Genomic DNA, 24,292 nt, shown 5'->3' on the forward strand with positions numbered 1-24,292 from the left:
AGGCTCCGGAGATCGGGAAAACGAGGGTTGGCAGGCGAGCAGGGCGGCACCACGTGCGCCACCGGCATCGCCGAACCGTGGCGGCACGATCGGGGGGACCTGCACGCCATCGAACAGATGGGTGGCGATGGCGGCCGGCAGCTGCCGGTACAGCGGCGCGTACTGCGACAGGCCACCGCCGAGCACGATCACGTGCGGGTCCAGCGCCAGCACCAGCGCGGCCAGGCTGTGGCCGAGCAGATCACGATGAATGTCCAGCGCCTTGCGCGCGTGGGCATCGCCGGCTCCGGCCAGCGTGATCACCGCACTGGCATCGACGGCGCTGCCTCCGAGGTGGCGTTCGATCATGGCCAATCCGCTGCCGGACACATAGCGCTCCACGCAGCCCTGCAGGCCGCAGCCGCAGTCCAGCAGCGGCAGGCCATGGCGCTGCAGCAGATGGCCAGGCACGCTCCAGTGGCCCCACTCGCCGGCCAGGCCGTTGAAGCCGGACAGCAGCCGGCCCTGCAGGCAGAAGCCACCGCCGGCACCGGTGCCGAGGATGGCGCCGAACATGCTGGGGTAGCCATCGGCGGCGCCGCCGTGCGCTTCCGACAGGGCAAAGCACTGCAGGTCATTGCCGAAATGCAGCGGGCGTTGCAGCCGCGCCTGCAGATCCTTCGCCACGCATTGGCCGGTCAGTGCGGGCACGTTCGCGCTGAGCTGGCGGCCGCTGCGGCGGTCACGCACGCCGGGCAGGGCAATGCCGATGGCCGCATCATTCCGGCCCAGCGCGGCGTCGGCCTCGGCCACCAGCGTCACCACGGCCTGCAGGAAACCATCGTAGTCGCCCTGCGGCGTGGCCACGCGGCGGCGCCAGGTGACCTGCATCGCCGCATCGCACGCCACCAGCTCGATCTTGGTGCCGCCGATGTCGATGCCATAGCAGGCGTGGGCGATCAGCTCAGCCATGGTGGATGGTGACGCCCTTGACGACGCGGTTGACGGTGCCGTCCGGGAACGGGTTGTCCGGGGTCAGTCCCAGCGCGGCCGAGCGCTGCAGCGCGAACAGCTGCGCGAAGCCCAGCCACACCGGTGCCAGCCACGGATCGTCCAGCGCCGGTACGGTGAGGGTGTAATCGTCATCGGCGCCGATGTCCGAATGTGGACCGATCGCCAGCACCTGCCCGGCCACGCCATCGCGGCGCAGTTCGTCCAGCAGGTCCTGCTCGTAGCGGCGCGCGAGCGGCTGCACGCTGCGCAGCACCACCACCAGGGTGTTGCCATCCAGCGTCGACTTGGGACCGTGACGGAAGCCCAGCGGCGTGTTGGCCAGCGCCAGAACGCGGCCAGCGGTCAGCTCCAGCACCTTCAGTGCACACTCGCGGGCCAGCGCTTCCAGCGGGCCGCTGCCAAGGTAGATCACGCGGTTGAACGGGCGCTGCGCAAGTGTTGCCACTGGTGCGTCCCACTGCGCCTGCCCTTCGCGGGCCAGCGCGGCGATCTGCTTCAGGCGCGCCACGCGCGCATCCCACGGCGAGCGATCAAACACCGTCAGTGCCGCCAGCAGCATGCAGGTCAGGCTGCTGGTCATGGCGAAGGCACGGTCGCAGCTGGCCGACGGCATCAGCAGGGTGCACGTATCGCCACGGCCGGCGCCACGGCGGGCCAGTTCGCCATCGGCGTTGCAGGTGATGTCGAGGAAGCGCGCGTCGTCCACGTCGCTGCGCACGCGATCCACCGCTGCCACGCTTTCCGGGCTGGAGCCACTGCGGCCGAACGACACCAGCAGGGTCGGGCGGTCACGCTGCAGGTACAGCGCCGGGTGGGTCAGCAGGCTGGTGGTGTGCACCACGCGCACCTCGGCCGCCCACTGTGCGTTGATCGCGTCGGCCACCATCTCGGCGATGAAGCCGGAACTGCCGGCGCCGGTGAACAGCACGCGCTGGTTGGGATCGTTGAGGCTGTCGCCGAGGAAGGCCTGCAGGCGGTCGCGGGCACGCGACAGGTCCTGTGCGAGTGCTTCCCACAGCGCAGGCTGCTGGGCGATTTCGATTGCGGTATCGGCTCCGCCAAGGCGCTGCCAGGCGGACACATCGGAAAGCAGGGTGACGTCCATTCGGAGGTTCCAGTTGGGCCAGCGCACCATCTGTGTTTTCTTTCGAAATGTCAAACATCGAAAGTAAAAAGAAAGAAAATGGCCGAGTGGCTTTCCCAGTCGCGGCATGACCAGGAAAACGAAAGGACGGGTCAAATGCCGTATCGCACAATGCTTAACAGGCGACTGCAAGCGCTTACACAAAGTATTGCGACGCAACAACTTTCGTTTCAATGGAATATATCTTCCTTTTTCCTTTCAATTTGTTGACATCTTTCGAATCGCTGCCCTAGAGTCGGCCCAATCGCTTTCGAAACGCCCGGTGAACGGGTTGGGAGTCCGCGTGGAAAACTGCGTACGTCGCTCGCCGCTGATGCTGGCCCTGTTGCCGGCCTTGATGCTGGCGTCCATGACGGCCCGGGCCGAGCCGGTCGGAAACCTGCGATCGGTCAGCGCCAGCGCCAGCCGCGATGGCGTGCAGGGCTGGGACCTGCAGACCGACAAGGGAGCGCGCATCCGCATTGAACTGCCGGCGACCGACATCATCCGCGTGCAGGCCGGCCGCAACGGCACGTTGACCGGCGCCGGCGACAAAGCCGCACCGATCGTGCTGCCGCAGCCCAAGGCGAACGTGCAGGCGCAGCTGGAAGAAGATGCGCAGGAAATCCGCGTGCGTACCGACGCACTGGTCCTGCATGTGCAGCGGCAACCGCTGCGCCTGCGCCTGGAACGCCTGGACAACGGCCAGCCCACCGCGCTGTGGCAGGAACTGCAGCCGCTGGACCTGGAGGCCACGCAGAGCGTGCAGGTGCTGTCGTCGCAGGCCGATGAGGGCTACTTCGGTGGCGGCCAGCAGAACGGCCGCTATCAGTTCAAGGGCCGCGAGCTGGAGGTGTCCTATTCCGGCGGCTGGGAAGAGGGCGACCGCCCCAGCCCGGCACCCATGCTGCTGAGCAGCCGTGGCTGGGGCATGCTGCGCAATACCTGGAGCGATGGCAGCTACGACCTGCGCCAGCCCGACCAGGCCACGCTGCTGCATCGCGAAGACCGTTTCGATGCCTACTACTTCGTCGGCGCGGACCTGCCCAAGCTGATCGAGCGTTACACCCAGCTGACCGGCCGCCCGAACATGGTGGCGCGCTGGGCGCTGTCCTATGGCGATGCCGACTGCTACAACGACGGCGACAACAGCAAGAAGCCCGGCACCGTGCCCGAAGGCTGGAGCGACGGCCCGACCGGCACCACGCCGGATGTGATCGACAGCGTGGCCAAGCAGTACCGCGCCCACGACATGCCCGGTGGCTGGATCCTGCCCAATGATGGCTACGGCTGCGGCTACAAGCAGTTGCCGGAAACGGTGAAGGGGCTCGCCGGCTACGGCTTCCGCACCGGCCTGTGGACCGAGAACGGCGTCGACAAGATCGCCTGGGAAGTCGGCAAGGCCGGCAGCCGCGTGCAGAAGCTGGACGTGGCCTGGACCGGCAAGGGCTACCAGTTCGCGATGGACGCCAACCGTCAGGCGTTCAACGGCATCCTCGACAATTCCGATTCGCGCCCGTTCCTGTGGACAGTGATGGGCTGGGCCGGCATCCAGCGCTACGCCGTGGCCTGGACCGGCGACCAGAGCAGCAGCTGGGACTACATCCGCTGGCACGTGCCGACCCTGGTCGGCTCCGGCCTGTCCGGCATGGCCTACGCCAGCGGCGATGTGGATGCGATCTTCGGCGGCAGCGCCGAGACCTTCACCCGCGACCTGCAGTGGAAGGCGTTCACCCCGGTGCTGATGGGCATGAGCGGCTGGTCGTCGAACGCGCGCAAGCACCCGTGGTGGTACGACGAGCCGTACCGCAGCATCAACCGCGATTACCTGAAGTTGAAGATGCGCCTGACCCCGTACATGTACGGGCTGGTGCACGAGGCCGCGCAGACCGGCGCACCGCCAGTGCGGGGGCTGATGTGGGACTACCCGCGCGACCCGCATGCACAGGATGAAACCTACAAGTACCAGTTCCTGCTCGGCCGCGACCTGCTGGTGGCGCCGGTGTACCGCAGCCAGGCCGCCAGCCGTGGCTGGCGCCGCGACATCCACCTGCCGGCCGGCGGCTGGATCGACTACTGGGACGGCCGCCGCGTGCAGGCCGGTGCCGACGGCCGCCAGCTCGACCGCCAGGTGGACCTGGCCACGCTGCCGGTGTTCGTGCGCGCCGGTGCGATCCTGCCGATGTACCCGTCGATGCTGTTCGACGGCGAAAAGCCGCTCGATGAAGTGACCTTCGACCTGTACCCGCAGGGCGACTCGCAGTACACGTTGTACGAAGACGATGGCAACACGCGCCGCTACCAGCAGGGCGAGTCGAGCACGCAGGTAATCCGCGTGCAGGCGCCTGCACTGGGCAGTGGCCCGGTGCAGGTGCAGATCGATGCGGTGCAGGGCCAGTACAACGGCCAGCTGGCGCAGCGTCGTTATGGCCTGCGCGTGCTCAGCCGGCAGGCGCCACGTGCAGTGCAGGCCGGTGGCCGCGCGTTGCCAGCGCTGGCCGATGCGGCGGCGTTCAACGGTGCGGCTGAAGGCTGGTACTTCGATGCCAAGGAGCGCCGTGGCACGCTGCACGTGCGTACCGCTGTCCAGGACATCCGCCAGCCGCTGCAGCTGCAGCTGGACTTCGCGGCGGCCGCTGCGGCCGCCGACGATGCCTATCCGGCCGCGCCGGTACTCGGCCGCGAACTGCCCGCAGACAGCCTGCTGGTGGTCAACCGCCCGGCCGAGGAGCCCGGCCATGCGCTGGAGAACGCCTTCGATGACGATCCCAACACCTGGTTCCGCAGCGTGCGCAACCAGGCCGTGCGCACTGGCGCGCACGAGTGGGTGATCGGCTTCGGCGAGCGCAGGATGATCGATGGCATCGACATCGCGCCGCGCAACGACAAGAACTGGAAGCACGGCCAGGTGCGCGATTACGAGGTGTACCTGGGCGACAGCAATGGCGAGTGGGGCGAGCTGATCGCCCGTGGCCGCCTGCAGCTGAAGGAAGGCGTGCAACGCATCGACTTCCCGGCCCATGCCGGCCGCCTGCTGCGCTTCCGCGTACTGAGCGTGCAGAACCCCGAAGGCGACGGCGCCAGCAGCACCGACCCGATGGTGACCGCCGCCCAGGGCAGCGCCCGCGCGTTCGATGCACTGCAGCCGCGCGACGTCGGCCCGATCGCACTGTCCACCTTCCACATCCTCGAACACCAGGAACCGGAGCGACCGGCCCGGCAGCGCTATCTCTCCGAGCTGCCGGTGCCGGCCGCGCTGGCCAGCCAGCTGCGTACCGACCAGTCCTTCCGTGGCGACGCCGGCATGCGCATGAACGGCCTGCAGTTCCGCCGTGGCCTGGGAGTCGGCGCCAACAGCCGCATCGACCTGCGCCTGCAGGGCGGCTGGCACCTGCTGCGTGCCGACCTCGGCATCGACGACGCCTGCCGCAACGCCGGCGGCCTGCAGTTCCAGGTATGGGGCGACAACCGCCTGCTGTACGACAGCGGCCTGGTGAAGGCGCCCGGCGTGGTCAAGCCGGAGCTGGACATCCGTGGCCTTTCCACCCTGAGCCTGCGCACGCTGGGTGCGCAGGGCAGCCAACCCGCCCAGGTCTGTGCCAACTGGGCCAACGCCGTACTGATCGGCCAGGAGGGCGACTCCGCCAGCATCGTCGCCCCATGACCCCCACGTAACACCGCTCCTCCCCCGCCCCATCCCGACTACGGCCCTCATGGCCGTGGCCCGGGAGCGTTTTGCCCGCCGAACGCCCACGCGCTCACTCAGTTGCGCCGCACCCCTGCCAGGAGAGAACCCCGATGTTGCCCGCCCGCCACCACCGCCCCCCCTGCCGCCCGATCGCTCCGCTGACGCTGGCCATTGCCGGCGCGCTGTTCTCGCTTGCTGCTCCTGCCTTCGCCCAGGAGAGCAAGGACAACGCCACCGACCTCGCCCGTATCGAGGTCACCGGCTCCAACATTCGTCGCACCGACGTTGAAACCGCCTCGCCGGTGCAGGTGATCAGCAAGCAGGACATCCAGAACATGGGGGCGCGCACGCTGCTGCAGGTGCTCGACAACCTGCCGGCCGCTCGCCCCGCGCAGCAGGATGCGCGCTCGCTGTTCACCGGTTCCGATGGTGCCTCGCAGGCCAACCTGCGCGGGTTGGGCGCACAGGGCACACTGGTGCTGCTGAACGGTCGCCGCCTGTCGTACTACGGCGCACCGGCCGGGTTCCAGACCCAGTTCGTCAACATCGATGCGATCCCGGCGGCGGCCATCGAGCGCATGGAAGTACTGACCGACGGCGCGTCGGCCGTGTACGGTACCGACGCGGTGGCCGGCGTGATCAACGTGATCACCAAGCGCAACTTCCAGGGTGCCGAGATCAGCTTCACCAACGACACCTCCTCGCGCATCGATTCCTACGGTGAGCGCCAGGCCAGCATCACCGCCGGCTTCGGTGACCTGGCCGAGAACCGCTTCAACATCTACGGCGCGGTCAACATGTACCGTCGCGACGCGATTCCGCTGAGCGATTTCTACGACAAGCGTCCGGACCAGTACTACGTCAACAACCCGAACTACCTCAACAACCTGCGCCTGGGCGTGGGCAGCAGGCCGGGTGAGTTCAATCCGGGCACTTACTTCGCCTTCGATCCGGTCACCGGCCGCCGCGTGCAGGAAGCTGCGCCGGGTTGCAAGAACGTGCTGACCAGTGAAGCGGCCGGTCCGCGTTGCGTCTGGGAAACCTGGATGAACAACGAGATCGACGCCGGTGCCAAGTCCGAGCGCAACACCGCCTACCTCAACGGCACCTTCCTGGTCGGTGACAACACCGAGATATTCGCCGAGGCGACCTACACCGACATCGACCTGCGCGCCAACGGCGGCACGCCGCGCACCTACGGCACCACGACCGGCAACCCGACCAGCTGGTTCTCGCGCAACACCGGCAACACCGTCAACCAGTTCCTGTACCCGTTCCTGGGCCCGAACAACGAGTACAACCACGCCAGCCCGCAGTTGAAGGCCATGATGGGCGGCGTGGTCGGCCTGAACTACCTGCTGCAGGATGCCGGCCCGAACTATTTCGGCCAGCGCAATACCGACAAGAGCTATCGTGTGCTGGCGGGCGCACGTGGCAACGTGGGTGACTGGAACTGGGAAACCGCCTTCGCCAGCGCTGGTACCCACTCCACCACCTACCAGACGATCAACGTCAACACCAAGGGCTTCGAGAAGGCGTTCGGGCCGTACACGATCGATCCTGGTACCGGTCGGGTGATCATCTCCGACCACCCGGCGTACAAGTTCGGCGAGATCAGCGAAGCCAACGCCGCGTTGATCCGTGAAGCGTTCCCGACCTTCGACATCCAGTCGTGGACCCGCCTGCATACCCTGGACGGCAAGATCGAAGGACCGCTGTTCCAGCTGCCGGCGGGCGAGATGCGCGCCGCGTTCGGCTTCAACGCCAGCCGTGAGACCTTCTACACCCCGGGCAATGCCGATGCGGCCAATGGCCTGATCACCCAGCAGGGCGGCTCGTGGTTCGACGGCAAGCGCAACACCTACGCGCTGTTCGCCGAGACCGTGGCGCCGATCACCGACAAGCTGGAACTGGATGCGGCGGTGCGCGTGGACAAGTACCCGAACTTCAGCGCCAACATCGCGCCGAAGATCGGCTTCAAGTACCAGGCGTTCGATCAGCTGATGCTGCGCGGCACCTATTCCACCGGCTTCCGCGCACCGAGCCTGGCCGAGTCCGGCAACGGCGGCGTGTTCGCCCAGCTCGGTGGCTTCCGTGACGAACTGCGCTGCGGCGAGACCAACGCCATCGCCAACCTGCTGCTGAAGTCGCAGCGGCCGGGTGACGTCGACCTCGGCAAGACCCTGCTGAACGTCGACTGCAGCCGCACCGTGGCGCGCATGACCCAGCCGAACAAGGACCTGAAGCCGGAAAAGGCCAAGATCGCCACCCTCGGCTTCGTCTACGAGCCGGCAACCTGGCTGTCGGTGTCGGCCGACTACTGGTTCATCTACCGTGACAACGAAATCGTCGCGCCGGACTATCGCCGCATGGAAGACATCATCTCGATGTCGCGCTCGCCGATCACCGACAGCGACCGCGCCAACCTGGCGCAGCTGGCGGCAATGTGCGCCGATCCGGCCAGCGGCGTGAGCTGCCCGGCCACCCTGCCGGGCTACTCCGCCGGTAACGTGGCCAGCGTGGTCGGCCAGTACAAGAACCGCGGCAAGACGCTGATCGACGGCTTCGACATCGACGCGCGCAGCCGCTTCTCGCTGGGCGACTGGGGCAACCTGAACATCGGCCTGGCCGCCACCATCGCCAACCGCAACCGCTTCTACATGGACGCCGAGAACGGCTGGTACTACGGCGACGTGGTGGGCTACTACAACAATCCGCGCCTGCGTGCCACGCTCAATGCAGACTGGACCTACAAGCAGGTGACCACCAGCATGTTCGTCAACTACGTGGGTGGCACCAAGTGGGCTACCGACCAGATCGACGAAGAGAGCAACAACAAGGAAACCTGCACCGGCGGCTACCTGGCCCTGCAGAAGAGCAAGTGCGATGGTGCACCGTCGTGGTGGACCGCCAACATGAGCGTCACCTGGCGCCCGGATGATGCGTGGAACCTGAGCTTCACCGTCAAGAACCTGTTCAACCGCCTGCCGTTCTACGATCCGAACAGCTTCCTGGGTGACTCCAGTGACTACGCCACCATCTTCGGCCGTGGTTACAGTGTGACCATCGGCTACCGGTTCAAGTAATTCCGTTTGCGTGACCTGGCGTGGGGGGGGGGGGCCGCCCCCCCCCCCCCCCCCCCCCCCCTTGAACATCAAGGGGGCTCTTCTCCAGAGAGGCGCCCGCGGGATCGGACCCTGCTCCGCAGGAAACGGCACCACCCCACCCCTTCCGAGATGCGACGCCCCGGGTAGTGCCGGCCGCTGGCCGGCAACCAGGACATCGATGACCCCCGAAACGACAAAAGCCCGGCCGAAGCCGGGCTTTTGCTTTCCCATCCAGCGGGCTCCCGAAGGAGCCCAACCAGGCGCGGTAGATCAGCGCTTGGAGAACTGGGTGGCGCGGCGGGCCTTGTGCAGACCAACCTTCTTACGCTCGACTTCACGGGCGTCACGGGTCATGAAGCCAGCCTTGCGCAGCTCGGACTTCAGGGTTTCGTCGTACTCGACCAGAGCACGGGCGATGCCCAGACGGATCGCACCGGCCTGGCCGGTGGTGCCGCCGCCAGCGGCGGTGACCAGGATGTCAAAGCTTTCGGTGTTCTTGGTCAGCTCGAGCGGCTGGCGCACGATCATGCGCGCGGTCTCACGACCAAAGAACTCGTCCAGCGGACGACCGTTGACGGTGATGTTGCCCGAACCCTTGCGCAGGAACACGCGAGCGGTGGAGGACTTGCGGCGGCCAGTGCCGTAGTTTTGAGTGATAGCCATGATTAGATATCCAGAACCTGCGGCTGCTGTGCGGCGTGCGGATGCTCAGTGCCGGCGTAGACCTTGAGCTTGCGGTACATCTGGCGACCCAGCGGGCCCTTCGGCAGCATGCCCTTGACGGCGATCTCGATCACGCGCTCCGGGTGGCGCTCCAGCGCCTGGGCCAGGGACTCGGTCTTCAGGTTGCCGATGTAACCGGTGAAACGGTGATACATCTTGTCCTGCAGCTTCTTGCCGGTGACGGCAATCTTTTCTGCATTGATGACGACCAGGTAGTCGCCGGTATCAACGTGCGGGGTGTAGACCGGCTTGTGCTTGCCACGCAGACGGCGGGCCAGCTCGGTGGCGAGACGGCCCAGGGTCTTGCCCTCGGCGTCGACGAGGTACCAGTCGCGCTGGACGGTCTCGTTCTTGGCAGTGAAAGTGCTCATGAAGAACTCTATGTTAGGTCGGGCTCATTGCGGCGAACGGCTCGCCGGAACTCTGCCACGCGTTGTGAAAGGTGAAGCGTAAGAGGCGGGATTGTACGCAGGTCAAGCCCCCGGTGCAAGCCGGCCATGTCCCGGGTTGGCAGGGGGCCGGAGCCGGGGGAGAATCGAGGGGTCTTCCGTCCCACCGCGTACCGCCATGACCGTGCTCCGCCAGACCACACCGCTGGACCATCTGCTGACCGAAGCGCAGCGCGCCTTGGACACGGTGTTCGGCAACCCGCCGGCAGCCCGCCCCTACCCGGCCGCGGACACCAGCGAGCCGGGCATGGACAACGCTGAACGCCGCCACGCGGCCGGGCTGATGCGGATCAACCACGTCGGCGAAGTCTGCGCACAGGGCCTGTATTTCGGGCAGGCCGCCGTGGCCCGCGACCCTGCCACGCGTGAACACCTGCTGGAAGCGGCCCAGGAGGAGACCGACCACCTGGCGTGGTGTGCCACCCGGCTGGGCGAGCTGGACAGCCGCCCGAGCCTGTTCAACCCGCTGTGGTACGCCGGCAGCTACACCATCGGCACCCTGGCCGGGCTGCGCGGCGACGGCTGGAACCTCGGCTTCGTGGTCGAAACCGAGCGCCAGGTGGAAGCCCATCTGGACGAGCACCTGGTCGATCTGCCGGCCGGCGACCTGCGCAGCCGTGCGGTCATCGAGGTGATGAAGGAAGACGAAGCCCGCCATGCGGAGCACGCCGAGCAGGCCGGCGCACGCCGCCTGCCGTTCCCGATCCCTGGCGTGATGGCGCTGGCCTCCAGGGTGATGAAGACCATCGCCTACCGGCTGTAGGCCCGGGGTAGTGCCGGCTGGCCGGCGACCACGCAGGCACCGCAGAAGATCAAGAGGTTGCCGGCCAGCGGCCGGCACTACCGATTAATTGGGCGAGACCAGCTTCAGGCCGATCACGCCGGCCACGATCAGGCCCACGCAGGCCAGGCGGGCCGGCGACGCACTGTCATTGAACAGGTAGATGCCGAGCACAGCCACGCCCATGGCACCGATGCCGGTCCAGATCGCGTAGGCCGTACCGACCGGGATGCTCTTCATCGCCTGGCTCATCAGGTACAGGCTGATCAGGGCCGATACCACCGTGGCAACGGTGGGCAGGGGTTTGCTGAAGCCTTCGGAGTACTTCATTCCGAGGGCGAAACCGATCTCGAACAGGCCGGCCAGCAGCAGGTAGATCCAGGGCATGGGTGGGGGCTCCTTACCTTTTTTGAGAAAAACGAAACGGCCCGGTGTTTTCACACCGGGCCGTGGGTCGGTACATCACCGTGGAACTGTAACGCGTGCGAGGCACTGGTTCCACGGGGCGGGTCGTCCCGCCTGGGTGGCGATGCCTGCGGGCATCGCACATGGGGCTTACTCGGACAGGTTCCGGCCGTGGAACAGCTCTTCGATCTCGCGCTTGAGCAGCGCTTCGATCTTCATGCGTTCCTTGAACGACAGGTTCTTGGCCTTTTCCTCGAACAGGTACTGGTCCAGGTCGAAGTCCTTCAGGTGCATCTTCGTGTGGAAGATGTTCTCCTGGTAGACGTTGACGTCGAACATCTCGTAACGCGACTTGATGTTCTTGGCCAGGAAGTTCTGGATCGAGTTGATCTTGTGGTCGATGAAGTGCTTCTTGCCCTTCACATCGCGGGTGAAGCCACGGACGCGGTAGTCCATGATCACGATGTCCGACTCGAGGCTCTCGATCAGGTAGTTCAGGGCCTTCAGCGGGGAAATGACGCCACAGGTGGCCACGTCGATGTCCGCGCGGAACGTCGCGATACCTTCCTGCGGATGGGTTTCCGGGTAGGTATGGACCGTGATGTGGCTCTTGTCCATGTGCGCGACCACGGCGTCGGAGATCAGCTCCTTGCCGGCCAGCTTCTTGTCGATCACCGGTTCTTCGGAGATCAGGATGGTCACCGAGGCACCCTGCGGATCGTAGTCCTGGCGGGCCACGTTCAGGATGTTGGCGCCGATGATCTCGGCGACATCGGTCAAGATCTGAGTCAGCCTGTCGGCGTTGTACTCTTCATCGATGTATTCAATGTAACGCTGACGCTCCTCTTCGGTGCGCGCGTAACACACGTCATAGATGTTGAAGCTCAGCGCCTTGGTGAGGTTGTTGAAACCCTGCAGCCTCAGGCGAGGCAACGGCTTGACCACGGCGGTCGATTCCTGTGTAAGAAGGGAAAGGGGGAATTATGGGGCAAACTGCCCCCGGGGGGAACGTGAAGACGCAAGAGTTCTGGCACACTGTTTGCCCTTAACAATTGCGCTGGTTAAGCTCCGCTATCGACCCCGTGAATCCGTTCATGCGCAGAGGGAGCGCTCCTATCGTGTCAACCGTGCGCCTAGCTAGCAGTCCACTGGCCCTGGATATCGCCACAATCGATCGTTTCCTGGCGCACAGCCACAGGCGGCGATATCCCACCCGTACCGACGTCTTCCGGCCCGGAGACCCGGCGGGAACCCTGTATTACGTCATCAGCGGCTCGGTTTCGATCATGGCCGAGGAAGATGACGATCGCGAGCTTGTGCTGGGCTACTTCGGTGCCGGCGAGTTCGTCGGCGAGATGGGCCTGTTCGTCGAATCGGACCGCCGGGAGGTGATCCTGCGGACCCGTACCGCCTGCGAGCTGGCTGAAATCAGCTACGAGCGCCTGCATCAGCTGTTCCTCGGCCCGCTGTCGGCCGATGCCCCGCGCCTGCTGTACGCGCTGGGCCAGCAGATTTCCAAGCGCCTGCTCGACACCAGCCGCAAGGCCAGCCGCCTGGCATTCCTGGACGTGACCGACCGGATCGTGCGCACCCTGCACGACCTGGCGCAGGAACCGGAGGCGATGAGCCACCCGCAGGGCAGCCAGCTGCGCGTATCGCGACAGGAACTGGCGCGACTGGTCGGCTGCTCGCGCGAAATGGCCGGCCGCGTGCTGAAGAAACTGCAGACCGACGGCCTGCTGCATGCCCGCGGCAAGACCGTGGTGCTGTACGGCACCCGTTGATTGCAAGGCAACCCAAGGCTGCCGAGCCATCCTGTAGAGCCGAGCCGACGCTCGGCTGCTGTCCGTCGAAGGCAGCCGCGCATGGCTTCAGCTCTACACGGCCCCTGCGCGGCCCGCTGGGCTAGGCTCGGTGCATGGAGCTGAGCAGCGAATTCTGGTGGTTCATCCTCATCGGCCTCGGCGCACAGCTGGTGGACGGTGCATTGGGCATGGCGTTCGGCCTGGTGTCCTCGTCGGTGATGCTGAGCATGGGCCTGCCCCCGGCGCAGGTCAGCGCCAGCATCCACACCGCTGAAGTGTTCACCACGGGCGCCTCGGGGGTGTCGCACCTCGCAGCCGGAAATGTCGATAAACGCCTGTTCCTGCGCCTGGCCCTGCCCGGCGCAGTGGGCGGTGCACTGGGCGCGTACGTGCTCACGCAGGTCCCGGGCGAGATCATCCGGCCACTGATCTACCTGTACCTGCTGGTGCTGGCGATCATCATCCTGGCCCGCGCCGCTGGGCGCTGGATGCCCCAGGGCGAGATCCGCCGGGTACCGGTGCTGGGCTTCTTCGCCGGCCTGCTCGACGCCAGCGGCGGCGGTGGCTGGGGGCCGATCGCGACGTCCACCCTGCTCGCCCGCGGCGGCCAGGCGCGCACCACCATCGGAACAGTCAACGCAGCCGAGTTCGTGGTCACGTTGACGGTGTCAGCGACCTTCCTGTTGTCGATGGGCGTGCAGCATCTGCAGATCGTTGCCGGCCTGCTGATCGGCGGCATGATGGCCGCGCCGGTGGCGGCGATCCTGGTCAAGCGGGTGAAGGAGCGCTGGGTGCTGGTGGCCGTGGGCGTGCTGGTACTGGGCATCAGCCTGTTCCAGATCGGGCATGCGGTGCACGGGTACCTGGGGCGCTGAGCGCTTGCCGGCCAGCGGCCGGCACTACCGGAACGGAGAAGGGTCGGCACAACCGCGACGGAGAAGGGTAGCGCCGGCCGCTGGCCGGCAGATCCGTCATCGTGCGATGGGGTCAGAGCCCCCATGGGATCTGGCCCCGGGCTACGCCTTGTCGCCGCCGCGATCCACGCATCCCCAGTTGAGGATGCGGGTGCCGGCCGGCAGCACGCGGCGGAAGAACGCCACCCGCCCCGGCTTCGGGTTCACCACCACCGGCGCCTTGGCCGCCAGCAGCAGCGGCAGGTCGGCGGTGCTGTCGGAATAGGCGATATCGATGTCGCCATAGCCGCGCTCGCGCAGCATGCGCATCTTCTCTTCGTTGTGGCAGTGACGGGTGGGACCGACGCCGCCCAGCCGCGGGCCGACCTCGGTGCCGATCACCGGCACATCCTGATGGGCCACGAAGGCCAGGATCGCGCGGGCCAGCTCCGGCGGCGCGCCGGTGGCAACCACCACGCGATCGCCTTTGGCGCGGTGCGCGGCGAACACTTCCAGCGCCTGCGGCAGCAGCTTGGCGCGCATCTGCGCCTGGTTGCGCAGCACGTAGGCGTCGATCACCTTGTTGAAGTCGCGCGCACGGTGCAGGCCGAAGCTGCCGATCCACACATAGACCGAGATGCCCGCGCGACGGGTCGGCAGCATCGCCACCATCGGCCCGGCGATCGGCGTGACCAGCAGCGCCGCCAGCATGCGCAGCGGGTTGCGCTTGATCAGCGAGGCGAACAGGTGGGTACCCGAATCGCCGTCGTAGAGGGTGTGGTCGAAGTCGAAGACCACCAGCGGCGCATCCTCGCGCGGCGTCGGATAGTGCGTTGTCATGTTGCGAAGAATAGCTGACGCAGGCCCTCGCCCGGCTCTTCCACGCGCATGAAGGCCTCGCCGACCAGGAAGGCATGGATGCCGGCGTCGCGCATCAGCGCCACGTCCTGCGGGCCGAGGATGCCGCTTTCGGTGACCAGCAGGCGGTCACGCGGCACGGCCTGCTGCATATCCAGCGTGGTCTGCAGCGACACCTCGAAGGTGCGCAGGTTGCGGTTGTTGATGCCGATCATCGGCGCCGGCACCTGCAGTGCGCGCTCCAGTTCGTCGATGTCGTGCACTTCCACCAGCACGTCCATGCCCAGCGACAGCGCCAGTTCCGACAGCGTGGCCAGCTGGGTGTCGTCCAGCGCGGCGACGATCAGCAGGATGCAGTCGGCGCCCAGCACGCGTGCCTCGTACACCTGGTAGGCGTCGATCACGAAGTCCTTGCGCAGCACCGGCAGCGTGCAGGCTTCACGGGCCTGCTGCAGGTAGGTATCGGCGCCCTGGAAGAAGTCCACGTCGGTCAGCACCGAAAGGCAGCTGGCACCACCGAACTCGTAGCTGACCGCGATGTCAGCCGGTCGGAAGTCGGGGCGGATGACGCCCTTGGACGGGCTGGCCTTCTTCACCTCGGCAATCACCGCCGGGTCGCCGTTGGCCACGGCCGCCTGCAACGCGCGCACGAAGCCACGTACCGGCGGGGCGCTGGCCACGGCGGCCTGCAGCTCCTCGAGCGGGCGCTGGGCGCGGCGCTGGGCTACTTCTTCGGCCTTGCGGGCCAGGATCGTCTGCAGGATGTCGCTCATCGTCTTCGATTCGGTGCGGGGGCGCTGAGGACGGCCATTATCGGCCATCGACGGGGTCAGGCTGAACCGCGCGCTCAGGCAACCAGCGCGCGGGTGGTCTCCACATACTGCTGCAGGCGCTGGCGGGCGCTGCCATTGGCGATGGCGGCACGGGCGCGGGCCAGGCCATCACCGATGTCGCTGGCCACGCCGGCCACGTACAGCGCGGCGCCGGCATTGAGCGCGACGATGTCCAGCGCCGGGCCGGGCTCGTTGTCCAGCACCGCGCGCAGCATCTGGATGGACTGCTCCGGGCTGTCCACGCGCAGGTTGCGGCTGGCCGACATGGCGATGCCGAAGTCCTCCGGGTGGATCTCGTACTCGCGCACCTTGCCGTCGCGCAACTCGCCCACCAGGGTGCCGGCGCCGAGCGAGATCTCATCCATGTTGTCGCGGCCCCAGACCACCATGGCGCGCTCGGTGCCCAGCTCGCGCAGCACGCGCGCCTGGATACCCACCAGATCAGGATGGAACACGCCCATCAGCACCGACGGCGCGCTGGCGGGGTTGGTCAGCGGACCAAGGATGTTGAAGATGGTGCGCACGCCCATCTCGCGGCGGACCGGCGCGACGACCTTCATCGACGGATGATGGATCGGCGCGAACATGAAGCCGATGCCGGTCTGCTCGATGGCAGCGGCCACCTGCGCTGGCTGCAGCTCGATGGCCGCGCCCAGTGCTTCCACCGCATCGGCGCTGCCGGACTTGGACGACACGCTGCGGTTGCCGTGCTTGGCCACGCGCGCACCGGCCGCAGCCGCCACGAACATCGCGCAGGTGGAGATGTTGAAGGTGTGCGAGCCATCGCCACCGGTGCCGACGATGTCGACCAGGTGGGTGCTGTCGGCCACCGGCACCGCCAGCGCGAATTCGCGCATGACCGTGGCGGCGGCGGCGATCTCGTCGATGGTTTCCTTCTTCACCCGCAGGCCGGTGAGGATGGCGGCGGTCATCATCGGCGACACGTCGCCGCGCATGATCTGCCGCATCAGGTCGACCATCTCGTCGAAGAAGATCTCGCGGTGCTCGATGGTGCGTTGCAGGGCTTCCTGGGGGGAGAAGCTCATGGGAATGCTCCTTGGATCAGGCCGCCGGGCGCTGCAGGAAATTGCGCAGCAGGGCGTGGCCGTGTTCGGTGAGGATGGATTCGGGGTGGAACTGCACGCCTTCCACCGGGAACTGGCGGTGGCGCAGGCCCATGATCTCTTCGATCGAGCCGTCCTCGTTCTCGGTCCAGGCGGTCACTTCCAGGCAGTCCGGCAGACTGTTCTTGTCCACCACCAGCGAGTGGTAGCGGGTGGCCTGGTAGCGGTCCGGCAGGCCGGCGAACACGCCCTTGCCTTCGTGGCGGATCGGCGAGGTCTTGCCGTGCATGATGTTGCCGGCGCGGATCACGGTGCCGCCGTAGACCTGGCCGATGCCCTGGTGGCCCAGGCACACGCCGAGGATCGGCGTGGTCGGGCCCAGCCGCTGGATCAGCTCCAGCGACACGCCCGCTTCGTTGGGCGTGCACGGGCCGGGCGAGATGACGATGCGCTCGGGCTTCTGCGCGACGATCTCGTCCACGCTCATTGCATCGTTGCGCACCACCTTCACTTCAGCGCCCAGCGTCTGCAGGTACTGCACGAGGTTGTAGGTGAAGCTGTCGTAGTTGTCGATCATCCACAACATGGTCAGGTTCCGTCGCTTATCAGGAAAATGGCGTACACGTTTTCGGTGTAGGTGATGGGGCCGGCTTCGATGGATTCGGGCTCAGCGGGCGCAGGGGCCGAGGCGGGCGCGTAGCTGCCGGTCACCGAGATCCTGTCGAGAGCCCCGCCGTCTTCGCCCGGCTGCGGCCATTGCCCGGCCTGGATGCCGTAGGCGAAGTTCGGCGCCACGTCGGAGATGCTGTACAGGCCGCGCAGCCGGGTGCCGTAGGCCTTGGCCAGGCCCTGCGCGGACTCGCGGGTCCGGGCCGCCGCCTCACCCTTGAGTTCGCGGCGCAGCGCCACTTCACCCGAATAGGTTGGCGCCAGGCTGCTCACCTGTACGTTCTCGTCGGCCTTCAACGCACCCAGCACATCCTGCATCGCCTTCACGCTGGCGAAGCTCGCACGCAGCTGGCGCGATACGCGGGTACCGATGAAGATCTGCCGGTTCTGCTCATAGCGCGTCGCCGGGCCGATCCGCAGGTTGTCCGCACGCACGCTGCCCTCCACCGCCTTGTGCTGCTTGAACAGCGCCAGCACGCGGGCCACGTTGCCCTGCACGCGGCGCCGCGCGGCGTCGGCATCCATGTCGGTCTCTTCGATGTTCAACTGCAGGCCGAAGCGGTCGGGCATCACTGTGCGGGTGCCCTGCCCCTTCACCAGCAGGTGCGGCTGCGAGGGGATCGTGTTGGCCTGCGCCCACGCAGACGGGGCCATCGTGGCCAGCAGTGACGACCACAGCAATGCGCTCAGCAGCTTCATGCGGTACTCCTTGTCTTCAATGGGAACAGCGGAACATGCCGCGGCGCAGGCCACGGCACGGGGAGCGTCACAGGCCCTTGGCGGCCTGGGCGACGGCGCGGAACAGCGCACGGCCCTTGTTCATCGTCTCGTCCCATTCCTTGTCCGGGTCCGAGTCGTAGACGATGCCGGCGCCGGCCTGCACGTACAGGCGGCCATCCTTGATGACCGCAGTGCGGATCGCGATCGCGGTATCGGCATCGCCGTGCCAGCCGATGTAGCCGATGCTGCCGGCGTAGACGTTGCGCTTGATCGGTTCCAGTTCGCGGATCACTTCCAGCGCGCGGATCTTTGGCGCGCCGCTGACCGTGCCGGCCGGGAAGGTGGCGCGCAGCACGTCGGCATAGCTCAGGCCCGGCTGCAGTTGGCCGGTCACTTCGCTGACGATGTGCATGACATGGCTGTAGCGTTCGATCACGAACTGCTCGCCCACTTCCACGGTACCGGCCCTGGAGACGCGCCCGGCATCGTTGCGGCCGAGGTCGATCAGCATCAGGTGCTCGGCACGTTCCTTCGGATCGGCCAGCAGCTCGGCTTCCAGTGCCAGGTCCAGCTCGGGCGTGGCGCCACGCGGGCGGGTGCCGGCGATCGGGCGCACGGTCACTTCGCCATCCTGCAAACGCACCAGGATTTCCGGCGAGGAACCAACCACCTGCAGGTCGCCGACATCGAGGAAATACATGTACGGCGAGGGATTCAACGCGCGCAGCGCGCGGTACACATCCACCGGGCGCGCCTTGAACGGCACGCTCAGGCGCTGGCTGAGCACCACCTGGAAGATGTCACCGGCGCGGATGTATTCCTTGCTGCGCTGGACCGCATCGACGAAGCCTTCGCGGGTGAAGCCGGAGACGAAATCCGATTCGTCCAGCACGTCGCTGTTGAGCGGCGCCGGATAGCCGGCACCCGGCGCACGCAGCTTCGCAGTCAGGGCATCCAGGCGCGCCTGCGCCTGCTCGAAGGCACCGTCGACACGCGGGTCGGCGTGCACGATCAGGTACAGCCGGCCCTTGAGATTGTCGAATACCGCCAGCTCGTTGGAGTCCAGCAGCAGGATGTCCGGCGTGCCCAGCTCATCACGGCCAGCTGGCGGGGCCAGGCGCGGCTCGATGTAGCCGATGCATTCGAAGCCGAACCAGCCGACCAGGCCGCCGGTGAAGCCCGGCAGGCCTTCCAGCTTGGGCACCGAGTGGGCGCTGCGCAGCGCCTCGACTTCGGCGAAGGGATCGGCTACCTCGCGGGTGTCCACCACCTGGCCGTCTTCGCGCACGGTCAGCGTGTGGCCGTGGAAGGCATACACGCGGCGCGCCGGCAGGCCGATGATCGAGTAACGACCAAAGCGCTCGCCGCCTTCGACGGATTCAAACAGGTAGGTATTGGGGCCGTCGGCGAGCTTCAGATAGACCGAAAGCGGCGTGTCCAGGTCGGACAGCACTTCGCGGACGACGGGAATGTGGGTGTGGCCTTCAGCGGCCTGCTGCTGAAACTGAGCGTGCGAGTTCAAGACGACTTTCCTTCCGGGACACAGCGTTATGGGGGCGGACGACGGCAACGGGCCACCATCGCCACCAACGGCGTGCGGAAGAAAGAGTATGCGGGGTCGTCAGGCTGGACACCCCTTGACTGTATCGCAGCTTGCGCGGCAGGGGAACCCTGGGAAACTGAACCACCGGACGCCCGCAGTGGCCACGGGGACTGATGACTCTACCCCTGCCCCTCCAGCAACGGGCATCCGGTCGGCAGATGCATCCGCACCCTGCCCGGCACGCACTCGACGCGAAAGTGACGGGCCTGCACCGGTTCGCCGTCCAGATTCAGGGTCAGCGCCTTGGGCGCATCGATCTGCAGCCACGACAGCCGCGCCCGTGTGGCCAGCTGTTCCAGTGCGGCCTGGGTACCGGACTTCAGCATCTGGCCGAGGGTGGCGGCGACCTCCCCTTCCAGTTCCGGAAGCACGGTCACATCCAGCAGTCCATCATCGATCAGTGCCTGCGGGCACAGCTGCTGGCCACCGCCGGCCTGCCGGCCATTGCCGATGCCGAGCGCGATGAAGTCACCTTCCCAGGCGAAGCCCGGGCCGGACAGGCGCGCGGCGATCGGCTCGATGCGGCCCAGCTTGGCGATGCCGGTGATCACGTAGGCCAGCCCACCGAGCATCTTCTTCAAGCCGGCATCGGTCTCCACCGTCACCTGCGTGCCGAAGCCACCACTGGCGAGGTTGGCGCACCACCAGGGCGTGCCATCGGCATCCACGCGCAACAGGTCGATGGGCCGTGCCGGCACCTGGCCGATCAGCGCGAGGGCATCGCCGGGCTCGGTGGGAATGCCTGCCGACGTGGCGAAGTCGTTGGCGGTCCCCATCGGAATCAACGCCAGCGAAGGCAGCGCTTCTGCCGGTTCCTCACGATGGGCCAACGTCTCGGCCACCGCGCTGAGCGTGCCATCGCCACCGGCCGCCACGATCACGTCCACGCCATGATGGATGGCCTCGGCAACGTAGCGTTCAGCGTCACCGTCTTCCCAGGTCACCCGCACCTCCAGCTGCACGCCCTGCCCGCGCCAATGGCCCACGGCGTCGCGCAGTTCATCGTTGCCAGCCGATTTGCCGTTGAGGATCAGGCGCCAGCGCGGGGTGGTCATGCGGTACTTCCAGGTCAGGGCGGCACAGGCTAGCAATGCACTGTTTGCCCGCAGTGAATGTCACGCAGGTGTCATTCAGCTGCTGGAGAATGGAAGGCCATAGCAGGGACGACGGATGGAGGCAGGATCAGCCTCCCACGCATGCAGCGAGGCCACGCCAGTGATTGGCGTGGCTTTTTTTTTGGGGGGCGGGTACCCAGGGAGTGCGAACCAAGGTTCGCACCCACCGGGTTGCGGTTCGCACCCGCCACACGCCTCACCCGTTGGCGAAATCGTGCAGCGCCTGCCCCTGCAGCCGGTACACGGTCCACTCATCCTGCGGTTTCGCGCCGGCGGCGGTGTAGAACTCGATGGCCGGAGTGTTCCAGTCCAGCACCGACCATTCGAAACGACCGCAACCCTCGGCCACGGCCTGGCGTGCGATGTACTTCAGCAGCGCCTTGCCGGCGCCCGCGCCACGCTTTTCCTGGCTGACATAGAGGTCTTCCAGGTAGATGCCCTTGCGGCCCAGCCAGGTGGAGTAGTTGTAGAAATACACCGCATAGCCGATCGCTTCACCACCGGCTTCGCAGATCAGTGCACGTGCAGTGGCATCGGGTCCGAACAGGCTTTCGGCGATGCCGATCTCATCGGTCTGCACCGAGTGCTCGGCCTTCTCGTAAATGGCCAGCTCGCGGATGAAATGCAGGATCAGACCGGCATCGGCCACGGTGGCCGGTCGGATGTTCAACACGGCCACCGTGCTCATGAGTTCAGCCCCGCGCCGCGGCAACGTTGGCGCGCATCTGCGCGATCACGTCCTGATAGCTGGTCCTGGCATTGAAGATGGCCGAGCCGGCGACGAAGGTATCGGCGCCGGCGGCAGCGATCTCACCGATGTTGTCGGCCTTCACGCCACCGTCGATCTCCAGGCGGATGTCCTTGCCGCTGGCATCGATCATCTTGCGCACCACGCGCAGCTTGTCCAGCGCCGAGTGGATGAAGGCCTGGCCGCCGAAGCCCGGGTTGACCGACATCAGCAGCACCAGGTCCAGGTCATCCAGCACCCAGTCGAGGATGTCCACCGGGGTGGCCGGATTGAGCACGATGCCCGGCTTGCAGCCCAGCGAGCGGATCAGCTGGATGGTGCGGTGCACGTGCCGGCTCGCCTCCGGGTGGAAGCTGATGTAGGTGGCACCGGCCTCGGCGAAGTCCGGGATGATGCGGTCCACCGGCTCGACCATCAGGTGCACGTCGATCGGCGCGGTGACGCCGTGCTTGCGCAGGGCCTGGCAGACCATCGGGCCGATGGTCAGGTTCGGCACGTAGTGGTTGTCCATCACGTCGAAGTGGACCCAGTCCGCACCGGCAGCGAGGACGTTGTCGACTTCCTCGCCGAGGCGGGCGAAGTTGGCGGACAGGATGGAGGGGGCGATGAGGCAGTGGGACATGGCCGGGCCTTGCAACGAGGGGAAAGTGGGTCAGCGCTTGCGCAGGGTCTTGATGCGGTCGTAGGCGGCATTGATCCGCCGCGACTTCTGCTCGGCCTGCTGCTGCAGCTCGGGGGCGGCGCCGCCAAGCTTGTCGGGGTGGTACTGCGAGATCAGCTTGCGGTAGGCGCGTTCGATCTCGGCATCGGTGGCTTCGGAAGTCAGCCCCAGCTCCCGGTACGGGTTCTCCTTGTTCAGGCGGAACCAGTCCGAATCGAAGGCGTGGCCAATCAGCAGGCCGACCACCGCGCCGAACAGCGGATTGGGCCGGAACAGCAGGGCGCCGGCGATGAATCCGAGCAGTTTTCCGTACCAGCGCATGGCGCTCCGGGGTCGACCGACGAAATGGACGCTCATTTTACGTCACAGCGGGCCCGGACGGCTTTACACTAGGCCGCCCGCTGGTCAGCGGGCCCGCCGGGTCCGTTGGGCAGCAGCCGTATCGACAACGCCCCAGGAGTGCCCGTGCCAACCACGCTGTTGCAATCCGATCTCCCCGGCCTGCCCTTGCGCCATCGCGGCAAGGTGCGTGATGTGTTCGATATCCCGCGCGAGCGGCTGCCAGCCGGAACCCCGCCGGGCGACTACCTGCTGATGGTGGCCACCGATCGCCTGTCGGCGTTCGACGTGGTCCTGCCCGACCCGATCCCGGGCAAGGGCGAGATGCTCTGCCAAGTCTCCAACTTCTGGTTCGCCAAGACTGCGCACCTGATGCCCAACCACCTGACCGGCATCGACGTGGCCAGCGTGCTGCCCGAAGGCGTGGACCCGGCCCTGTACGCCAGGCGCGCGGTGGTCACCCGCAAGCTGAAGCCGGTGCCGGTGGAAGCGATCGCCCGCGGCTACCTGATCGGCAGCGGCTGGAAGGATTACCAGCGCACCGGCAAGGTCAGCGGCATCGACCTGCCCGATGGCCTGCGCCAGGCCGAACAGCTGCCCGAGCCGATCTTCACGCCCTCGACCAAGGCCGCGGTCGGCGACCATGACGAGAACATCGATTTCGACGCGATGGTGAAGCAGGTCGGTGCGGAACTGGCCGAGCGGGTGCGCGACGCCACCCTGCGCATCTACAAGTTCGCCGCCGATTACGCCCGCGAGCGCGGCATCATCCTGGCCGACACCAAGTTCGAGTTCGGTACCGACGCCGATGGCCGGCTGTACATCATGGACGAGATGCTGACGCCGGATTCCTCGCGTTACTGGCCGGCCGACGAGTACGAGGTGGGCACCAGCCCGCCGAGCTACGACAAGCAGTTCGTGCGCGATTACCTGGAGACGCTGGACTGGGGCAAGACCGCCCCGGGTCCGAACATCCCGGCCGACATCATCGAGCGCACCCGCGCCAAGTACGCTGAGGCGCTGCAGCGCCTGGCCGGGATCAGCGTCGACTGACCCGCCTGCGCCCCCGGCCGGAAAGGCGGGGGGTGCGTTCGGTAGTGCCGGCCGCTGGCCGGCAACGTCGACGAACACCTGCAGCCAGGCATGGCCTGGCACTACTGACGGGCCCGGCGGGAGTATGCTGGCCGCATGCAGACATCCACCGAGCTTGCGCGGCCGATCGACCGCTATTTCGCCAGCTACTCCGACGACCACCGCAACGTGATCAACCAGCGCATCCACGTGGTGGCGGTGCCGGCGATCCTGTGGTCGGTGGTGGCCCTGCTGTGGTGCCTGCCGCCGCTGATCACCTGGTTCCAGTACGGCATCTGGTCGGCGTTCGCGATGTTCAGCGCCTGGTGCTTCTACAACAAGCTGTCGCGCCCCCTGGGCATCGGCATGCTCGTCCAGTTCTTCGTATTTGGCTGCCTGTGCCGCCTGCTGGAGGCCGAGATCGGCCTGCATGCGCTGCGCTGGCTGGCGGTGGGCGTGTTCGTGGCGGCCTGGATCGCGCAGTTCATCGGCCACACGTTCGAGGGTCGCAAGCCCAGCTTCCTGACCGACCTGACCTACCTGCTGATCGGCCCGGCCTGGGTGATGGGCAAGTTCTATCGCAAGCTCGACTGGCGCTACTGATCGCGGGTGGCCGACAGCGGCCGTCGTTTCCTGAACGGGCG

General features: G+C 66.7%; 22 protein-coding genes and 1 pseudogene. 7 read left to right on the plus strand and 16 right to left on the minus strand.

From position 1 onward, the window contains the following. Nucleotides 1-15: 15 nt before the first annotated feature. A pseudogene (locus ACM0O9_RS14340) lies at nucleotides 16-951 on the minus strand (ROK family protein); the annotation flags it as partial. Continuing rightward, nucleotides 944-2,098 carry an SIS domain-containing protein gene (locus ACM0O9_RS14345; RefSeq protein WP_005420100.1) on the minus strand — a complete coding sequence of 385 codons (1,155 nt, stop codon included), beginning with the start codon at nucleotides 2,096-2,098 and terminating at the stop codon, nucleotides 944-946. The gene ACM0O9_RS14345 and the pseudogene ACM0O9_RS14340, both read right to left, overlap by 8 nt. A gap of 322 nt (nucleotides 2,099-2,420) precedes the next feature. Between ACM0O9_RS14345 and ACM0O9_RS14350 the strand changes: the two genes are divergently transcribed. Together ACM0O9_RS14350 and ACM0O9_RS14355 are read left to right on the plus strand one after the other, a co-directional pair. Next, on the plus strand, nucleotides 2,421-5,780 hold the full coding sequence (locus tag ACM0O9_RS14350; protein WP_414603699.1) for a TIM-barrel domain-containing protein: 3,360 nt from the start codon (nucleotides 2,421-2,423) through the stop codon (nucleotides 5,778-5,780). Between the two features lie 134 nt (nucleotides 5,781-5,914). Next, nucleotides 5,915-8,890, plus strand: coding sequence for a TonB-dependent receptor domain-containing protein (locus tag ACM0O9_RS14355; RefSeq protein ID WP_065197214.1), 2,976 nt, complete (start codon nucleotides 5,915-5,917; stop codon nucleotides 8,888-8,890). A 291-nt stretch (nucleotides 8,891-9,181) separates the two neighbouring features. Here ACM0O9_RS14355 and rpsI read toward each other — a convergent pair whose 3' ends face one another. Together rpsI and rplM are read right to left on the minus strand one after the other, a co-directional pair. Next, complete coding sequence (gene rpsI, locus ACM0O9_RS14360; protein ID WP_005411311.1) at nucleotides 9,182-9,574, minus strand: 30S ribosomal protein S9; 393 nt, start codon at nucleotides 9,572-9,574, stop codon at nucleotides 9,182-9,184. Between the two features lie 2 nt (nucleotides 9,575-9,576). After that, on the minus strand, nucleotides 9,577-10,005 hold the full coding sequence (rplM, locus tag ACM0O9_RS14365; protein ID WP_005414692.1) for a 50S ribosomal protein L13: 429 nt from the start codon (nucleotides 10,003-10,005) through the stop codon (nucleotides 9,577-9,579). 196 nt (nucleotides 10,006-10,201) lie between these two features. On the opposite strand from rplM, the gene coq7 reads away from it, so the two are divergent. Then, entirely contained in the window at nucleotides 10,202-10,846 is a 645-nt protein-coding gene (coq7, locus tag ACM0O9_RS14370; protein WP_065178880.1) for a 2-polyprenyl-3-methyl-6-methoxy-1,4-benzoquinone monooxygenase, read from the plus strand. An 84-nt stretch (nucleotides 10,847-10,930) separates the two neighbouring features. Here the strand turns inward: coq7 and ACM0O9_RS14375 are convergent, their stop codons facing one another. After that, nucleotides 10,931-11,251, minus strand: a complete 321-nt coding sequence (locus ACM0O9_RS14375) for a DMT family transporter (RefSeq protein WP_005419816.1) — start codon at nucleotides 11,249-11,251, stop codon at nucleotides 10,931-10,933. 168 nt (nucleotides 11,252-11,419) lie between these two features. After that, nucleotides 11,420-12,214 carry an adenosylmethionine decarboxylase gene (gene speD, locus ACM0O9_RS14380; RefSeq protein ID WP_005411315.1) on the minus strand — a complete coding sequence of 265 codons (795 nt, stop codon included), beginning with the start codon at nucleotides 12,212-12,214 and terminating at the stop codon, nucleotides 11,420-11,422. Nucleotides 12,215-12,363: 149 nt separating this feature from the next. Between speD and crp the strand changes: the two genes are divergently transcribed. Then, on the plus strand, nucleotides 12,364-13,053 hold the full coding sequence (crp, locus tag ACM0O9_RS14385) for a cAMP-activated global transcriptional regulator CRP (protein WP_010482649.1): 690 nt from the start codon (nucleotides 12,364-12,366) through the stop codon (nucleotides 13,051-13,053). A gap of 134 nt (nucleotides 13,054-13,187) precedes the next feature. Then, complete coding sequence (locus ACM0O9_RS14390; RefSeq protein WP_414603691.1) at nucleotides 13,188-13,949, plus strand: sulfite exporter TauE/SafE family protein; 762 nt, start codon at nucleotides 13,188-13,190, stop codon at nucleotides 13,947-13,949. A 141-nt stretch (nucleotides 13,950-14,090) separates the two neighbouring features. On the opposite strand, the gene ACM0O9_RS14395 is transcribed toward ACM0O9_RS14390, so the two are convergent. From ACM0O9_RS14395 to ACM0O9_RS14440, 10 genes are all read right to left on the minus strand, one after another. After that, nucleotides 14,091-14,807 (minus strand): haloacid dehalogenase-like hydrolase, encoded by a 717-nt coding sequence (locus tag ACM0O9_RS14395; protein ID WP_005419826.1) that lies wholly within the window; start codon nucleotides 14,805-14,807, stop codon nucleotides 14,091-14,093. After that, entirely contained in the window at nucleotides 14,804-15,598 is a 795-nt protein-coding gene (trpC, locus tag ACM0O9_RS14400) for an indole-3-glycerol phosphate synthase TrpC (RefSeq protein ID WP_005419828.1), read from the minus strand. Before trpC ends, ACM0O9_RS14395 begins: the two co-directional genes overlap by 4 nt. A gap of 74 nt (nucleotides 15,599-15,672) precedes the next feature. Next, nucleotides 15,673-16,704 (minus strand): anthranilate phosphoribosyltransferase, encoded by a 1,032-nt coding sequence (gene trpD / locus ACM0O9_RS14405; RefSeq protein WP_049443905.1) that lies wholly within the window; start codon nucleotides 16,702-16,704, stop codon nucleotides 15,673-15,675. A 16-nt stretch (nucleotides 16,705-16,720) separates the two neighbouring features. Further along, nucleotides 16,721-17,308 carry an anthranilate synthase component II gene (locus ACM0O9_RS14410; protein WP_065178878.1) on the minus strand — a complete coding sequence of 196 codons (588 nt, stop codon included), beginning with the start codon at nucleotides 17,306-17,308 and terminating at the stop codon, nucleotides 16,721-16,723. A gap of 2 nt (nucleotides 17,309-17,310) precedes the next feature. Beyond that, on the minus strand, nucleotides 17,311-18,090 hold the full coding sequence (locus ACM0O9_RS14415; protein ID WP_414603690.1) for an SIMPL domain-containing protein: 780 nt from the start codon (nucleotides 18,088-18,090) through the stop codon (nucleotides 17,311-17,313). 67 nt (nucleotides 18,091-18,157) lie between these two features. Further along, on the minus strand, nucleotides 18,158-19,633 hold the full coding sequence (trpE, locus tag ACM0O9_RS14420) for an anthranilate synthase component I (protein ID WP_065178876.1): 1,476 nt from the start codon (nucleotides 19,631-19,633) through the stop codon (nucleotides 18,158-18,160). A 200-nt stretch (nucleotides 19,634-19,833) separates the two neighbouring features. Beyond that, complete coding sequence (gene yegS, locus ACM0O9_RS14425; protein ID WP_414603689.1) at nucleotides 19,834-20,769, minus strand: lipid kinase YegS; 936 nt, start codon at nucleotides 20,767-20,769, stop codon at nucleotides 19,834-19,836. A gap of 256 nt (nucleotides 20,770-21,025) precedes the next feature. Then, complete coding sequence (locus ACM0O9_RS14430; RefSeq protein WP_053497693.1) at nucleotides 21,026-21,508, minus strand: GNAT family N-acetyltransferase; 483 nt, start codon at nucleotides 21,506-21,508, stop codon at nucleotides 21,026-21,028. A 13-nt stretch (nucleotides 21,509-21,521) separates the two neighbouring features. Further along, nucleotides 21,522-22,199 carry a ribulose-phosphate 3-epimerase gene (rpe, locus tag ACM0O9_RS14435; protein WP_235649030.1) on the minus strand — a complete coding sequence of 226 codons (678 nt, stop codon included), beginning with the start codon at nucleotides 22,197-22,199 and terminating at the stop codon, nucleotides 21,522-21,524. A gap of 30 nt (nucleotides 22,200-22,229) precedes the next feature. Further along, entirely contained in the window at nucleotides 22,230-22,559 is a 330-nt protein-coding gene (locus ACM0O9_RS14440) for a J domain-containing protein (RefSeq protein WP_008265098.1), read from the minus strand. A gap of 144 nt (nucleotides 22,560-22,703) precedes the next feature. Between ACM0O9_RS14440 and ACM0O9_RS14445 the strand changes: the two genes are divergently transcribed. After that, nucleotides 22,704-23,630 (plus strand): phosphoribosylaminoimidazolesuccinocarboxamide synthase, encoded by a 927-nt coding sequence (locus ACM0O9_RS14445; protein ID WP_065186521.1) that lies wholly within the window; start codon nucleotides 22,704-22,706, stop codon nucleotides 23,628-23,630. A 135-nt stretch (nucleotides 23,631-23,765) separates the two neighbouring features. Further along, on the plus strand, nucleotides 23,766-24,251 hold the full coding sequence (locus ACM0O9_RS14450; RefSeq protein ID WP_414603688.1) for an Mpo1 family 2-hydroxy fatty acid dioxygenase: 486 nt from the start codon (nucleotides 23,766-23,768) through the stop codon (nucleotides 24,249-24,251). Nucleotides 24,252-24,292 lie beyond the last annotated feature (41 nt).

This window comes from Stenotrophomonas sp. FR012, from assembly GCF_047520565.2.
GTDB classification, from domain to species: domain Bacteria; phylum Pseudomonadota; class Gammaproteobacteria; order Xanthomonadales; family Xanthomonadaceae; genus Stenotrophomonas; species Stenotrophomonas sepilia.